Below are 15,622 nucleotides of genomic sequence, written 5' to 3'. Positions count from 1 at the left end.
CTTAAAATAAAGCCAGTTGATTGTGGCGAGAACAAACAGCTTTCTAGATTACCGAATTTGCTTGGCGACCATAGCGCTTTGGACCCACCTGACTCCATGCCGAACTCAGTAGTGAAACGAAGCAGCGCCGATGGTAGTGTGGGGTCTCCCCATGTGAGAGTAGGACATCGCCAGGCTTTGATTATAAATTGTGACTGTTGCTTGCGATTTTTGATAGCTGCGATGCTCATGTACTGACCGTACACTGCGCGTCTCGCTTCAAAACTCCCATCACACAGACACAATTTAAGCATCAAAGCGGATATATGTAAGACTTTGATGAGAAGTGATTTAATTATCAAAGCAGATAAAAAGTAAGACTTTGATGAAGCGTTTTCGCTGATATAGCTCAGTTGGTAGAGCGCACCCTTGGTAAGGGTGAGGTCGGCAGTTCAAATCTGCCTATCAGCACCAGTATTTTCTTGGCGGCCATAGCGTAACGGCACCACCTGAACCCATGCCGAACTCAGAAGTGAAACGTTGCTGCGCCGATGGTAGTGTGGGGTCTCCCCATGTGAGAGTAGGTCACTGCCAAGAGTTATTTTTAAGCCCTCCGCATTTGCGGGGGGCTTTTTCGTTTTTACGTATTGTCCTTCCATACCGATTCCTTTCTATTCTCAATAGAGTATTGCTTTATCCCACTTGATTATTGCTTGAGCTCCATAATGGGCTGCGTTATGTTATTAGATATCTGGACGTCTAAACATCTCTAGGAGGCAGTGATGCCGATTAAAATTCCGGACCAACTTCCCGCGACCAATATTCTGCGGCGTGAAAATATCTTTGTGATGACAGAAACGCGCGCGGTAAGCCAAAACATCCGTCCGCTGAAAGTCCTGCTTCTAAACCTGATGCCAAAGAAAATCGAGACAGAAACGCAATTTATGCGCCTGCTCTCTAATAGCCCTTTGCAAGTGGATGTTGAGCTTTTACGGATAGACAACCGACCAAGCAAGAATACGCCGACTGAACATCTTGATACCTTCTATCGCCAGTTTGAGGCTGTGCGGGGGCGTAACTTTGATGGTTTGATTGTGACAGGCGCGCCTCTCGGCTTAGTGCAATTTGAGGACGTGATTTACTGGGAGCATTTACAGGATGTGATGAATTGGGCACACCAACATGTCACCTCCACACTCTATATCTGTTGGGCAGCGCAAGCAGGATTAAAGCTACTTTACGATTTGCCTAAGAAAACCCGCAAAGAAAAGCTATCAGGTGTTTATCGCCATCAGGTAAATAGGGAGTTATCTAAGCATCCGCTATTACGCGGCTTTGACGATAGCTTCTTAGCGCCTCATTCACGTTATGCAGATTTTTCTCCCCATTATTTGGATGAACATACCGATCTGGATATCTTAGCCACCTCTAATGAGGCGGGTACGTATCTGGCCGCGACCAAAGATAAGCGCAATGTGTTTGTCACTGGGCATCCTGAGTATGATGCGCATACCTTGCATGATGAGTATCACCGTGATTTAGAGGAGGGGATGGAGCCGGTGATCCCCATTAACTATTATCCGGATGACGATCCTTCTCAGCCACCGTATGTGAGCTGGCGCAGTCACGGGCATCTGCTGTTTGCGAATTGGCTGAACTATTGTGTCTATCAGCAAACCCCCTTCGATTTGGATACATTTTCAGCGTCTAACTTTACGCTTGATGAATAAAAAAGGCGCCATCTGGCGCCTTTATGATAGACAAAGGAGCGGAGTTCATTGAAGGCGCTTGTCCATCTCGTCTTGAGCTGCGTTTGCTTTATCAACCATGCCGGTCATGGTTGAGCCTTGTACCAAAATAGAAAACACCACCACCGCGTAAGTCATCACCAAAATCAGCTCTCTGACATCGATTTGTTTTTCTGGGACCACAATAATACCAGCTGGTACCGCCATGGCCATGGCCAAGGCGAGGCCTCCACGCAATCCTCCCCATGTGAGAATGCGCACAGCCCACGGGTTATATTCGCGAAAGCATCGGAAACCGAGATAGCAGGCTTTTACACTCAAATAGCGAGCCGCTAGCACTAAAGGCACGACACAACCCATTACAATCCAGTCCTCTTCATGAAAGGTGATTTGCAACAAGCTTAAGCCGATGAGCAAGAACAGTAAGCTGTTAAGAAATTCATCGACCAGTTCCCAGAAATGGTCGAGGTGATCTTCACTTTCTTTGGAAAAGCCAATAAAGCGGGTCCAGTTACCGATCATGATCCCGGAGACGACCATTGCCAGTGGACCGGAAACATGCAGCATATCGGCGAGCACATAGCCAGCACTGGGAATGGCTAAAGTGAGCAACAGCTCCATGGAGTGGTCGTTAGTGGCACAAATCAAACGGTGAAAGGCATAGCCTAAAACTAGGCCGTAACATATGCCGCCAATCGCTTCTTGCGCGAACAGCGACAGGGTGCCCGCCAAGGTTGGGTTTTGGTGTCCGAATGCGAGGGTGAAAATAGTCACAAACACCACCAAGCCAAAACCATCGTTAAACAACGACTCGCCTTCGATTTGGGTGGTAATACGCATGGGGGCATGTAATTTTTTGACAATCGCAAGCACGGCAATGGGGTCCGTGGGTGAGATCAGGGCGCCGAAAAGTAAGCAGTAAATATAATCAAATTGTACCCCAATCAGTTGGAACACGCCCCACACACCGGATCCCACTAAAAACACGGAGATCAGTGTCGCACCGAGTGCAAGAGTGGTGATTTCCCATTTTTGGTCTGAAAACGAAGGCAGTTTGACGCCCAGCCCTCCAGCAAAAAGTAGAAAGCCAAGCACGCCCTCAAGGAGAAACTCCTCAAAATGAATATCCCCTAAGGTTTGCGCGGCAATCGCCTTTAGAGGCAGGGCTTGATACTGACCGGCAATCACTATCCCTAAAGACAGTAAAAGTGCACCCGCCGTGATTGCGATGGTGGTTTGGACGCGGCTAATTTTACTGTTAATAAACGCGATGATAATGGCGGCAGCGGCCATAAAGCTGAGGATAGCGTAGGTTGACATACATCATTCCTGATACGGCTAGGGAGTGGAAAAAAGAGTTACAAAATATTAATAGAAATCGCTTCCAAAACGAACAGCAGATTTGAAATAGATCAATATTAATTCATTTAAATAGACGTCTAGATTTCCATTTTCGCTGTGGTAGGATGAAATTATCGCAATGAGGAAGATGATAAGCGTAATGAGTATGGACCGACTGACACAGCAACTGCGCGAACGTATTTTGGTAATCGATGGTGGTATGGGCACCATGATTCAGGGGCTAGGGCTCAATGAGGCCGATTATCGTGGCGCGCGTTTTAAAGATTGGCACTGTGATGTAAAAGGTAACAATGACCTTCTGGTGCTGACTCAACCCGATAAAATCGCTGCCCTACATAGTGATTATCTGGCTGCGGGCGCGGACATTATTGAAACCAATACCTTTAACGCCACCCAAATCGCGATGGCCGATTACGACATGCAAGCGCTGAGTGCGGAAATCAACTTAGCGGCCGCTCGGCTTGCGCGTGAGGTTGCTGATACGTGGACGGCGAAAACGCCAACTAAACCCCGCTTTGTCGCGGGTGTGTTAGGGCCCACTAACCGAACGTGCTCAATTTCACCGGATGTGAATGACCCGGGCTTTCGCAATGTCAGTTTTGATCAGTTAGTCGGCGTGTATGCTGAGTCTACCGAAGCCCTCATTGAGGGCGGTGTAGATATCATCATGTTAGAGACCATCTTTGATACCTTGAATGCCAAAGCCTGTGCGTTTGCGGTGGAGAAGGTCTTTGATGCTCGTAGTTTGCGCCTGCCCATTATGATCTCCGGCACCATCACTGATGCATCTGGGCGTACCTTATCCGGACAAACCACCGCCGCTTTTTATCACTCGTTGCGTCATGTCGAGCCACTGTCTTTTGGCTTGAACTGCGCGCTCGGGCCGGCGGAATTGCGCCAGTACGTTAAAGATCTGAGCGACATTTGTGAGGGCTTTGTCTCTGTTCACCCGAACGCGGGGTTGCCCAACGCCTTTGGCGAATATGATCTCTCTCCTGAAGAGATGGCGACACACATTGATGAGTGGGCGGCATCTGGCTTTATCAACTTGGTCGGTGGCTGTTGCGGGACCACCCCCGAACATATTCAAGCGATCAGTGATGTTGTTGCGACGCATCCTCCTCGCCCCTTGCCGGCTCATCCCGTCGCCTGTCGCTTATCTGGACTCGAGCCACTAACCATTAATGCCGATAGCTTGTTCGTTAATGTGGGTGAGCGCACCAATGTGACCGGCTCAGCACGCTTTAAACGTTTAATCGTTGAAGAGCAATATGACGAAGCGCTTGAAGTAGCATTGCAGCAAGTGGAGAACGGCGCCCAAATCATCGATATCAATATGGATGAGGGCATGTTGGATGCCGAAAAGGCCATGGTGCGATTTCTCAATCTTTGCGCGGCCGAGCCGGATATCGCCCGTGTGCCCGTGATGATTGACTCTTCCAAATGGGAGGTGATTGAAGCCGGCCTTAAGTGCATTCAAGGGAAAGGCATCGTCAACTCTATTTCGCTCAAAGAAGGAGAAGAAGCCTTTCTTCACCAAGCACGTTTAGTCCGCCGCTATGGTGCAGCGGTGATAGTGATGGCGTTTGATGAGCAAGGACAGGCCGATACTCAGGCACGAAAAGTAGAAATCTGTACGCGGGCCTATCATCTTCTGGTCGAGCAAGTCGGTTTTCCGCCGGAAGACATTATCTTCGATCCCAATATCTTTGCGGTTGCCACCGGCATTGATGAGCACAATAACTACGCGGTCGACTTCATCAACGCCGTGGCTGATATCAAGCAAACTTTACCGCATGCCATGATCTCAGGCGGTGTCTCAAATGTGTCGTTTTCGTTTCGAGGCAACAACCCCGTCCGTGAGGCTATTCATGCGGTGTTTTTGTATCACTGCATCAAAAATGGCATGGACATGGGGATCGTCAATGCGGGCCAGTTAGCCATCTATGATGATTTGCCTGAATCGCTGCGCTTGGCAGTAGAAGATGTGGTGCTCAACAAAGATGATGGCGCCACGGAGCGTTTATTAGAGATCGCCGACAGCTATCGTGATAGTGGTGAGAGCGAGGTCGCGGAAACCGCGGAGTGGCGTAGCTGGCCAGTAGAAAAGCGGCTGGAACATGCACTGGTCAAAGGCATTACAGAATTTATTGTTGAAGATACCGAGCTGGCTCGCGTGGCAGCGAGTAAACCCCTAGAAGTCATTGAAGGCCCGCTGATGGCGGGCATGAACGTGGTTGGGGACTTGTTTGGCGAAGGCAAGATGTTCCTGCCACAAGTGGTGAAGTCGGCTCGGGTGATGAAGCAAGCGGTGGCGTACCTTGAACCTTACATCAACGCTGAAAAGCAGCAAGGGCAGACCAATGGCAAGATCCTGCTTGCCACCGTCAAAGGCGATGTGCATGACATTGGCAAAAACATTGTTGGCGTGGTGCTGCAGTGTAATAACTTTGAGATTATTGATCTCGGTGTGATGGTGCCGACCGATAAAATCCTGTCGGTGGCCCGAGAAGAAAACGTCGACATTATTGGTCTATCGGGTCTGATCACCCCGTCGTTAGATGAGATGGTGAACGTGGCGAAAGAGATGGAGCGACAAGGGTTTGATATTCCTCTGTTGATTGGCGGTGCGACCACCTCCAAAGCCCATACCGCGGTGAAAATTGAGCAGCATTACCATGCGCCCGTGGTCTATGTACCCAACGCGTCGCGTGCGGTTGGGGTGTGCTCCTCGTTATTATCCGAGACGCAGCGACCTGATTTTGTCGCGCGTTTGGCCAAAGAGTATGACACTGTGCGTGAGCAGCATCAGCGTAAAGCGCCCCGCACGCCACCGGTGACCTTGGAGCAGGCTCGCGATAACAAGTGGCAAACGGATTGGGCAAACTATATGCCTCCGCAACCGGCTAAGCCAGGCATCCATGTTTACGATGATGTTTCGATAGCGACCTTACGTCAGTATATCGACTGGACGCCTTTCTTTATGACGTGGTCTCTCAGTGGCAAATTCCCCGCGATTTTGGATCACGAGCTGGTGGGGGAGGAAGCCCGTCGCTTGTATCAAGACGCCAATGCTTGGCTCGATCGTTTCGAGGCAGAAGGCTTGGTAGCGGCAAAAGGGGTGTGTGGCCTCTTTCCTGCCAATAGCGTGGATGATGATATTGAAGTGTATACCGACTCGTCACGACAAACGGTGAGCACGATATTGAATCACTTGCGTCAGCAAACACAAAAGCCGCGTGGTGCGAACTATTGCTTGTCAGACTTTATTGCGCCGAAAAGCAGCGGTCAGCCGGATTGGGTTGGTGCATTTGCGGTGACAGGCGGCATTGGTGAGTATGCTTTGGCGGAAGAGTACAAAGCGAAAGGGGATGACTACAACGCGATCATGATCCAAGCGGTGGCGGATCGACTCGCAGAAGCCTTTGCGGAATATCTTCACCAGCAAATTCGGATCACCTTGTGGGGGTATGCGCCCGATGAGACGCTTGATAACGACGCCCTGATCCGCGAACAATACCAAGGGATCCGGCCAGCGCCAGGTTATGCCGCCTGTCCTGAACACAGTGAGAAAGGCAAGATTTGGCAATTGCTATCGGTAGAAGCGCATACGGGGATGACACTTACCGAAAGCTATGCCATGTGGCCGGGCGCGTCGGTTTCGGGTTGGTATTTTTCCCATCCAGAGTCACGTTACTTTGCGGTAGCGAAAATTCAAAACGATCAACGTGATAGCTACGCGGCACGTAAAGGCTGGTGTCTTGAAGAAGCTGAAAAGTGGCTAGGCCCTAATCTGAATGCCTAACCGAGAAAAGCCAGCGCACGCTGGCTTTTCTTTTGGGTGTTACTCAAAAAGCTGTGTATGTAAACGCTGCACCACCTCGGTGGCACTGTCGTCATCAACCACCATACAGACATTGTGATTACTCGCGCCATAACAAATCATGCGCAAGGTGGCGGTATCTAAGGCGTTAAATACCGGCGTCACCGCCCCCGGAGTATGACGCATCTCATTACCAATTAAGGCGACCACAGCCAAGTGTTGGCAAACGTCAACATGGCACAAGGTCGAGAGTTCCTCCAAGGCGGCATCAGGCAAACGGGGCACCTCACCTTGTGTATTGGTTTGATCGAGCGTCAAAGACACACTGACTTCGGAGGTCGTGATCAGATCGACGGAGATCTGATAGCGCGCTAGGATCGCGAAGACGTTGGCAAGAAAGCCATACGCTTGGAACATCGTCAAACTGGTCAAGGTCACCATGGTTTGATTTCGGCGCAACGCAATGGCGCGGAATAGGGGGGATGATTCCGCGTGTTCTCGAATCCAAGTCCCGCCTTTTTCCGGCGCACAGGCCGCCCCGACAAAGACAGGAATATGCTGGCGTACCGCGGGTAATAGCGTGGACGGGTGGAGCACTTTGGCGCCAAACGTCGCCATCTCCGATGCTTCACTAAAGCTGATCTCAGCAATAGGACGTGCTTTGGCAGCGAGGCGTGGGTCGGTAGTATAAATGCCCGGTACATCGGTCCAAATCGCCAAGCTTGTTGCCCCGAGCGCTTCGGCAAACAAAGCGGCACTGTAGTCGCTGCCTCCTCGGCCAAGAGTGGTCGTTCGTCCTTCTTTGTCGGCACCGATAAATCCTTGGGTCACGAGAATGTGATTGTCTAGCTGCGCATTCAAGCGCTGACACTGTTGCTGAGTCAGGGCGATATCTGGAATAGCGTGACCAAATTGGCTATCCGTTTTCAAATATTCGCGGGCATCAATCCGAGCTGCGGGCAGGCCAAGGTGGACGAGCAAGCGAGTAAACAGGTGCGTAGAGGTAAGCTCGCCACAGGCAACCAAGGCATCGGTAAGCGCTTCGCTCGGGGCCTCACAGGCTTGCTCACTCAAGGAGATAATCTGCTGGTGGAGCGTTCGCACTGCTTCTTGGGTGTGATGACAAGCGGGCAAAGCTGCCAGTATTTGCTGGTGGATAGCGTCTATTGCATCCAGTGTGTTTTGGCGTAAGACATCGTTTTTTATGCCTTGGGCTAAGGCGACAAGATGGTTAGTGACGCCGGCACATGCGCTAATTACTACAAAACGGGTCTCGGGATGGCGCATAATCACTGCGGCACTTTGTTGCATGGCGGCAAAGGTGCCAACACTGGTGCCGCCAAATTTAGCGACTGAAATAGATGGTAACGGGTTCACGTCCTTTTCCCCTTTTGAGCTCGTGCTCATTGATTCAACATATTTAAAAGTCAGTGGGGAACATCAGAAGTCACGTCGCAAACGCGAGCAAAAAGGAAGAGCAAACGGCAGGCATTCTGCCAGAAGCGCTCCACCTGTCTGTCCAAATGGATGACAAGTGACAGCCTGAAGGATTCAGCCTTCATGGCCGGCGGCTCCTTACCCTGTCGGAACCCCCTCGGCATCGCCTCCCCTGATTATCACGCCTTGGAGTAGGGCTCCGCGTGATAACTGCCTGAGTGATGCACCTCTTCTGTATGTTCGGCCATGTGTTGATCCACATGGTGAGTGGTTACATTACGGGCGCTGGTGAGTGGTTGTCAACCGCCAATTGAGTTGCAAAGCGACGATCAGGCACCTATATCGCTGCTATCCGCCACCTGTTGAATATGCGCTCTAGCACGTAAGTTCGCAATGTGACAATGGGGCGATGAACACAAAGTATGCTATAACGGAAAGCGCAAATTTAGCAGACACAAGGATAGGTTATGGCAACTTCAATTTCCGATATCCGCTCATTTCAGCCGATAGAGCGCACCCTGATGGGCCCTGGCCCGTCTGATATTTCTCCGCAAGTTTTGCAGGCGTTGAGTCGTCCGACGTTGGGACACCTCGATCCCCTTTTTATTGCGATGATGGATGAGGTCAAACAGCTCTTACAATATGCCTTTCAGACCGAGAATCCGTTTACCATTGCGGTCTCTGCCCCCGGGAGTGCAGGAATGGAAGCGTGCTTCGTTAACCTTGTAGAGCCCGGTGATACCGTGATTGTCTGCCGCAATGGGGTGTTTGGCGACCGAATGCGAGAAAACGTTGAACGCTGTGGTGCACACGCGGTGATGGTTGACGATGCATGGGGCGAGCCTGTCAGCCCTGAAAAGGTGGAAGCGGCATTAAAAGCGCACCCAGAGGCTAGCATCGTCGCGTTTGTTCATGCTGAAACCTCCACGGGCGCTTGCTCAGATGCGCAAACTCTGGCGACGCTGGCGCGCGAGCACGGCTGCCTTACCATTGTTGATGCCGTAACATCACTTGGCGGTGTACCCTTGAAAGTCGATGAATGGCAACTTGATGCAGTCTACTCTGGTAGTCAGAAATGCTTGTCATGTGTTCCGGGCCTATCGCCGGTCACCTTCTCGGCGCGAGCCGTTGAAAAAATGCAAGCGCGCACCCACAAGGTGCAAAGCTGGTTTCTCGATCAAAGTTTAGTGCTGGGCTATTGGAGCGGTGACGGCAAACGCAGTTATCACCATACGGCACCGGTTAATAGTCTGTATGCATTGCATGAATCATTGCTCAAGTTATATCAAGAGGGAATTGAGAATGCTTGGCAGCGTCATCAAACCATGCATCAACGCTTAAAAGCGGGGTTGGACGATTTAGGTATCCGCTTTGTGGTGGATGAGCCTTATCGCTTGCCGCAATTGAACGCGGTGTACATTCCGGATGGTGTCGATGATGGCGCGGTACGCCAACATTTGCTCAACACCTATAACCTCGAAATCGGTGCTGGCTTGGGCGATCTCGCTGGTAAGGCATGGCGAATTGGCTTAATGGGCTACAGTGCGCGTGAAGAAAACATCGCGCTATGCTTAAAAGCATTGGGCGACGCACTGCGCTAAGCGTACGTTATTCCGGCGGAGTGCGCATCGGTAAGGTGTGGCGAGTGGTCCACACCTTGGCGGCTTGCGGAAACAAATATCGCGCCTCTTGCTGAATATCGCGCGCCCGCTGCGTATCGCCAATTTGCAGTGCAATCTGGTAAGCATGCTGGTAACCCGCAAACGTGGGGTGTTGTGCCACATGCTGCAGCCATAGGTTCAGGTGCTGGTGGCGCTCGGCATCCGACAGTGTCTCTAGGGTGTGCTGAAAGTGCTGTTCCGCGAGCCCTTGGGTGAGTTTGCTTTGCCACCATGGATGTTGCTGGTAGAGCGCAATACGCTGAGAGGTTAATAAAGAGTCACGCAGGTAGCGATTGGCTAAATACACCGATGATAGGCACAACAATCCCACCAAGATCATTACAGTGACAATACTGCGTGTCGCGATACGCTGCCCATATTCGGCGGTAGAAAATGTGATTCGTTGGTATTTGCTGGTTAAATTATCCAGCCAGTACAGCCACATGAGCAGTAGAATGCCGTTAAACCACTGCGTACCGCTGGCCGGATAGATAAGCAAGCCAGTGAGTGGCGGAAGCACGAGCGCAACGAGCATACGCCGCGTGCCTGAAGGGGCGCGGATAATGCGAAGCGCCAGTGGCAGTATCACCGCAAGATACGCCAGTGCTATCACAAGCCCACCTTCCAATAACCACAATGCTAGCGCACTCGGTAATTTCACGGGGCCAGTGTGTCCCGGATGTGCCGCCGATGCGAGCAGTAGAGTCGTTTGTCCATGACCCATGCCAACGCCAAAAAAAGGCGTTTGTTGAAACTGCTGCCAGGCAAGCCACAGTACGCGTTTATCTTGAGGCGTGAGCCATTGCCAGCTTTCTTGCCCGGTCAGCCCGAACACCGCGAGTAACGCACCGGCAGACATGGCGGCCAGCCACGCAAGATGCTGGCGCCGCGTCGCAAAGCGACTGAGATAAACTTGTTGCAAGGCAATGGCGCAAAGGGCAAACAGGAGCAGTAGCGGTCGTCCTTGCATGGCAAGCACGGGCAGGATAACCACTGGCGTGAACACCAACACGCTTTGCGTTATGGGATGGCGGTAGCGGTTACTTGGCTCTCGGGCGAGCAGATAAGCCGCCAAACTTAGGCCGGTGAGTAATAACGCATGGGTCACGGCAGCGGGTAAATGCGGCACCCAATGTTCAAACTTAAAAGGCGCTATGCCCGGTGGCGATTGGTTGCCTAAGACGGAGAGGATGGCCAACCAAGAGGCAAGCATCAAGACGGCCAGTAGCTTTTGTCGCTGGGCATGATTAAAAATAAACTGCTGTAAGCTGGAGAAAAAACCGAGGCTGAGAACCAATGCGGCGATGGCATAGCCGCTATTTAGCGTTGCCGCTTGTGGATAAAGATATGGCACACTGGCACAGAGCGTGGCGGCCACTAACGCCCAGGTTAAGTGAGTGACGCGCCATGTGTGCTGTCGCCACACTTCCAGTCCGGCGAACCCCAATACCAAGCTAAGCGTGAGTAACGATAGAGCGGCAGCAGGATGGCGAATACCCACCAACGGCAAGTCGACCGAATACAATGGCAAACAGATCAGCCATAACGCCGCCAGTGCCCCTAAAAAGGGCACCGTAAGCGGTTTTCGTTTCACTCGGTGGGTGGGTAACGCCTGTGTCATTATCGCTCCAACATGGGCTTCAAGAAGTGGGCCGTGTGGCTACCAACCACATTGACGATCTCTTCTGGCGTGCCTTGAGCAATGATTTCACCGCCGCCGTTACCGCCTTCAGGTCCTAAATCGATGATCCAATCTGCGGTTTTAATCACATCTAGGTTATGTTCGATCACCACAATGGTGTTGCCCTGTTCGCGTAAGCGATGCAACACATTCAGCAACTGCTGAATATCATGGAAGTGCAAGCCGGTTGTCGGTTCATCAAGGATATATAGCGTTTTACCGGTATCGCGCTTAGATAGCTCACGGGCCAGTTTTACCCGCTGTGCTTCGCCGCCAGATAAGGTGGTGGCGGCTTGGCCTAGACGAATATAACTCAGACCGACATCCATCAACGTTTGTAGCTTACGCTTGATAGCGGGGACAGCGTCGAAAAATTCACGTGCGTCTTCGACGGTCATTTCCAAGACTTCATCGATAGTTTTGCCTTTATAGCGCACTTCGAGTGTTTCGCGGTTGTAGCGTTTCCCTTTACACACATCACAAGGCACATACACATCGGGCAAGAAGTGCATTTCTACTTTGATCACCCCATCGCCTTGGCAGGCTTCGCAGCGACCGCCGCGTACGTTAAAGCTAAAGCGACCCACTTTATACCCGCGTGCCCGAGCCTCTTGCGTGCCGGCGAAGAGCTCACGTATCGGCGTAAAGATCCCCGTATAAGTGGCTGGGTTTGAACGTGGAGTACGCCCAATGGGGCTTTGATCAATATCGATCACTTTGTCGAAATGTCCTAACCCGTCAATAGACTCGTAAGGCGCGGGTTCGGCGGTGGTGGCACCATTGAGTTGCTGGTGGGCCACTTTAAAGAAGGTATCGTTAATTAACGTCGACTTTCCTGACCCAGATACGCCGGTGACACAGGTGAATAAGCCTACGGGTAAGTGTAAATCGACATGTTTTAAGTTGTTCCCTGTTGCGCCTTTAAGCACCAACATTTTGTCGGGATCTCGAGGGCGACGGGTCTCTGGAACGGCAATCGCCTGCTTGCCGCTGAGGTATTGTCCGGTTAGCGAGTTGTCATTGTTGAGAATATCGTCGAGGCTGCCCTCGGCCACGATTTGTCCGCCGTGAGCACCAGCGCCTGGACCAATATCAATCACATAGTCGGCGGCGCGAATGGCGTCTTCATCATGCTCGACCACAAGCACGGTGTTTCCGAGATCGCGTAAATGCTCCAGCGTATCGAGTAAGCGTGCGTTATCTCGTTGATGCAAACCAATGGAGGGTTCATCAAGCACGTACATTACTCCGACCAGGCCAGCCCCGATTTGACTCGCCAAGCGGATACGCTGTGCTTCCCCGCCAGAAAGCGTATCGGCGCTTCGTGACAAGTTAAGATAATTAAGCCCGACATTGACCAAAAAGCGTAATCTGTCATGGATCTCCTTCATGACTTTTTCGGCAATTTTGGCACGTTGACCCGATAAGGTTAGTTGTTCAAAAAAGTCGAGGGCTTGTTGAATGCTCAGCTCGCAAATTTCAGGTAAGTTGCGGCCATCAATAAATACATGGCGTGCTTCCTGACGCAATCGTGACCCGCCACAGCTTGCACACGGTTTAGTCGCAATGTACTTAGCCAGCTCGTCACGTACCGCATTAGATTCGGTATCACGGTAGCGACGCTCCATATTGTTGAGGATCCCCTCAAAGGGATGTTTGCGCACACGAATATCGCCCCGATCGTTGACGTATTTAAACTCGATCTCTTTCGGGCCTGAACCGTAAAGCAGAATGTCTTGAATGGTGCCAGACAGATCTTGCCAAGGCAGCTCGAGATCAAAGTCGTAGTGATCAGCGAGTGAGCGTAGCATCTGAAAGTAGTAGAAATTGCGTCGATCCCAGCCTCGAATCGCCCCACCGGCGAGGCTGACCGCAGGGTTCTGAATAATCCGTTTAGGATCGAAGTACTGTTGTACGCCTAAGCCATCACAGGTGCCGCAAGCGCCAGCCGGATTATTAAAGGAAAACAGGCGTGGCTCTAACTCTTGCATGCTGTAACCGCAGTGCGGGCAGGCAAAATTGGCAGAGAAGATCAGCTCTTCGCCGTCGCCATCCATCCAGCTTATCACCGCGCTGCCGCCGGTGAGCTCGAGGGCGGTTTCAAACGACTCCGCTAAGCGTTGCTGTTGATCTTCACGGACTTTAAAGCGATCCACCACCACTTCAATGGTGTGTTTTTTATGTAGTTCGAGTGTCGGTGGATCGGACAGATCGCAGACTTCGCCATTAATACGTGCGCGAATAAAGCCCTGTGCGGCAAGGTTTTCGAGAGTTTTAACGTGCTCGCCTTTGCGGTTTTTGATAATCGGGGCGAGCAACATCAGTTTACTGCCCTCTGGTAGGGCAAGCACTTTATCGACCATTTGGCTAATCGTCTGAGCGGCCAAGGTCACATCATGGGTCGGACAGCGAGGCTCGCCGACACGCGCATACAGCAAGCGTAAGTAATCGTACACTTCGGTGATGGTACCCACGGTTGAGCGCGGGTTATGCGAGGTTGATTTTTGCTCAATGGAGATAGCGGGGGACAAGCCTTCAATATGATCAACGTCGGGCTTTTCCATCAAAGAGAGGAACTGGCGCGCATAAGCCGACAAAGACTCAACATAGCGACGTTGTCCTTCTGCATACAAGGTATCAAAGGCTAAAGATGATTTTCCGGATCCAGAGAGCCCGGTGATGACAATCAACTTATCGCGGGGAATAGTTAGGTTGATGTTTTTGAGGTTGTGCGTACGCGCGCCTCTGACGTCGATATTATCCATTGTTATCCTACTTCTCAGTCAGCTCACTTATTGGTCACCGGTGCCCAGTATCGCACAGACGGCGCTGTGACCAAACAAAAAAGGCTGTATATTTACACAGCCTTTTGCCAAGGTGGAAAGTCCTTACGTCGAGACGCAACGCAGAGCGGGGGTTACGGGTTTTTAACCGTGGCTTCGTCTTTGTTTTTGCCGCCTAAGTAGAGGTTTTGATAGCAGTGATTAGTGGCTTCGATAAAGCCTTCCACGCTGCCACAGTCAAAGCGCTCCCCTTTAAATTTATAGGCCAACACACATCCGGCTTGCGCTTGCTTGAGCAAGGCGTCAGTGATTTGCACTTCACCGTTTTTGCCCGGTGGTGTGTTTTCGAGCAGTTCAAAAATATCAGGGGTTAAAATATAACGGCCGATAATGGCTAAATTGCTCGGCGCTGTACCCGGGTCAGGTTTTTCCACCATGTTGTCTACGCGGAAAAGGTCGTCTTTGATCTCTTGCCCGGAAATAACCCCGTATTTATGGGTCTCGTCTTCGGGTACTTCTTCCACCGCGACGATAGAACAGCGAAATTGTTTGTATAGCGCCACCATTTGTTTAAGCACGCCATGCCCCGGGTTGATACACAGGTCATCCGCCAGCACGACCGCAAATGCTTCATCACCCACCAGTTCACGCCCGGTTAAAATGGCGTGTCCTAAGCCACGCATTTCATGTTGGCGAATATAGGTAAACGAGGCTTTTTCGATGGTGTTACGGATATCATCCAACAGCACTTCTTTATTGGTGCCGCTGATCTGATGCTCCAGCTCATAGTTCTTATCGAAATGATCCATGATCGCATGCTTACCGCGACCCGTTACAATGCACATGCCGTGGATGTCCGCTTCAAGTGCTTCATCAACACCGTACTCAATCAATGGTTTATTGACGACAGGCATCATTTCTTTGGGCATGGACTTGGTCGCGGGTAGAAAGCGCGTACCATAACCGGCGGCGGGGAACAGACATTTGTTAATCATCTTGGATCCTTTATTCGTCACTGATGTGGCCATACAGGCCGCAGCGTGATTTACGTGAATGGCAATCAAATACACCATCCACAGCAATAGGTTGGGCATTATTTTGCTGGGCGACGCGCAGGGAAGCAAGCCGCGATCGCTCCAGTATAGCGA

Annotated in this window: 8 protein-coding genes, 1 tRNA gene, 2 rRNA genes and 1 riboswitch; of the genes, 6 read left to right on the top strand and 5 right to left on the bottom strand. The window is 51.3% G+C overall.

The genetic code is table 11. From position 1 onward, the window contains the following. Window positions 1-60: 60 nt before the first annotated feature. The 4 genes from rrf (E8E00_RS12000) (at window position 61) to metA (ending at window position 1,709) form a co-directional block, all read left to right on the top strand. Window positions 61-176 (top strand): 5S ribosomal RNA (gene rrf, locus E8E00_RS12000). 201 nt (window positions 177-377) lie between these two features. Next, window positions 378-453, top strand: a tRNA-Thr gene (locus E8E00_RS11995). 7 nt (window positions 454-460) lie between these two features. Then, window positions 461-576, top strand: a 5S ribosomal RNA gene (gene rrf, locus E8E00_RS11990). 185 nt (window positions 577-761) lie between these two features. After that, window positions 762-1,709, top strand: a complete 948-nt coding sequence (gene metA, locus E8E00_RS11985) for a homoserine O-succinyltransferase (protein ID WP_077457974.1) — start codon at window positions 762-764, stop codon at window positions 1,707-1,709. Between the two features lie 45 nt (window positions 1,710-1,754). Here the strand turns inward: metA and E8E00_RS11980 are convergent, their stop codons facing one another. Continuing rightward, window positions 1,755-3,047 carry a sodium:proton antiporter gene (locus tag E8E00_RS11980; protein WP_077641072.1) on the bottom strand — a complete coding sequence of 431 codons (1,293 nt, stop codon included), beginning with the start codon at window positions 3,045-3,047 and terminating at the stop codon, window positions 1,755-1,757. A gap of 181 nt (window positions 3,048-3,228) precedes the next feature. Between E8E00_RS11980 and metH the strand changes: the two genes are divergently transcribed. Then, the gene (metH, locus tag E8E00_RS11975; protein WP_205907421.1) at window positions 3,229-6,894 is read left to right on the top strand and encodes a methionine synthase; all 3,666 of its coding nucleotides are present in this window, start codon (window positions 3,229-3,231) and stop codon (window positions 6,892-6,894) included. A gap of 39 nt (window positions 6,895-6,933) precedes the next feature. On the opposite strand, the gene lysC is transcribed toward metH, so the two are convergent. Then, window positions 6,934-8,319 carry a lysine-sensitive aspartokinase 3 gene (gene lysC / locus E8E00_RS11970; protein ID WP_077641071.1) on the bottom strand — a complete coding sequence of 462 codons (1,386 nt, stop codon included), beginning with the start codon at window positions 8,317-8,319 and terminating at the stop codon, window positions 6,934-6,936. Between the two features lie 85 nt (window positions 8,320-8,404). Further along, window positions 8,405-8,589: riboswitch (Lysine riboswitch) on the bottom strand. A 227-nt stretch (window positions 8,590-8,816) separates the two neighbouring features. On the opposite strand from lysC, the gene E8E00_RS11965 reads away from it, so the two are divergent. Beyond that, window positions 8,817-9,950 carry an alanine--glyoxylate aminotransferase family protein gene (locus E8E00_RS11965; protein ID WP_096630683.1) on the top strand — a complete coding sequence of 378 codons (1,134 nt, stop codon included), beginning with the start codon at window positions 8,817-8,819 and terminating at the stop codon, window positions 9,948-9,950. Window positions 9,951-9,957: 7 nt separating this feature from the next. Here the strand turns inward: E8E00_RS11965 and E8E00_RS11960 are convergent, their stop codons facing one another. The 3 genes from E8E00_RS11960 to galU all read right to left on the bottom strand — a co-directional run bounded on the left by E8E00_RS11960 (window position 9,958) and on the right by galU (window position 15,469). Next, window positions 9,958-11,631, bottom strand: coding sequence for a Wzy polymerase domain-containing protein (locus tag E8E00_RS11960; RefSeq protein WP_096630686.1), 1,674 nt, complete (start codon window positions 11,629-11,631; stop codon window positions 9,958-9,960). Then, window positions 11,631-14,456, bottom strand: coding sequence for an excinuclease ABC subunit UvrA (uvrA, locus tag E8E00_RS11955; protein WP_069588194.1), 2,826 nt, complete (start codon window positions 14,454-14,456; stop codon window positions 11,631-11,633). Before uvrA ends, E8E00_RS11960 begins: the two co-directional genes overlap by 1 nt. A gap of 152 nt (window positions 14,457-14,608) precedes the next feature. Then, window positions 14,609-15,469 carry a UTP--glucose-1-phosphate uridylyltransferase GalU gene (galU, locus tag E8E00_RS11950; protein ID WP_069588192.1) on the bottom strand — a complete coding sequence of 287 codons (861 nt, stop codon included), beginning with the start codon at window positions 15,467-15,469 and terminating at the stop codon, window positions 14,609-14,611. Between the last annotated feature and the right edge of the window lie 153 nt (window positions 15,470-15,622).

Origin of the sequence: Salinivibrio sp. YCSC6 (assembly GCF_004916735.1) — a bacterium.
Taxonomy (GTDB): Bacteria; Pseudomonadota; Gammaproteobacteria; order Enterobacterales; family Vibrionaceae; genus Salinivibrio; species Salinivibrio proteolyticus.
The sequence above is the reverse complement of the archived record's forward strand: the minus strand, read 5'-3'. Positions and strand labels throughout refer to the sequence as shown.